Below are 391 nucleotides of genomic sequence, written 5' to 3'. Positions count from 1 at the left end.
GGTCTCCAGCAAGCGAAACTCGGTAGGGGTAAGTTCCAGCCGCACCCCTCCTAGGCGGGCCACCACCTTCTCGCTGTCAATCTCCAAAGGCCCTACCCGAACCAGGGTCTTCGGGGCCTCGGCCAAAACCACCCTGCGCAGCACCGCCTTGACCCGGGCCACCACCTCGCGCGGGCTAAAGGGCTTGGTCACATAGTCGTCAGCCCCCAGCTCCAGGCCGAGCAATTTATCCAGGTCCTCGGCGCGGGCGGTCACCAGGATGACCGGGGTGTTCCCGCTGCTGCGGATGCGGCGCAGCACCTCGAGCCCGTCCATCTCGGGGAGCATGATGTCCAGAAGCACCAGGTCTGGCCGGGCTGCCCGCACCAGGCTCAAAGCCTGCCGCCCATCG

1 protein-coding gene is annotated in these 391 nt (G+C 66.8%); it reads right to left on the bottom strand.

Annotated elements, in window-relative coordinates; genetic code table 11:
- Positions 1-391: response regulator (locus Mlute_RS15415; protein ID WP_119361354.1), on the bottom strand; the 391-nt coding region annotated here is incomplete at both ends.

The organism is Meiothermus luteus (genome assembly GCF_003574085.1).
Taxonomy (GTDB): Bacteria; Deinococcota; Deinococci; order Deinococcales; family Thermaceae; genus Meiothermus; species Meiothermus luteus.
Note: the sequence above shows the minus strand (reverse complement) of the source record. Positions and strands in the feature narration are given on the sequence as shown.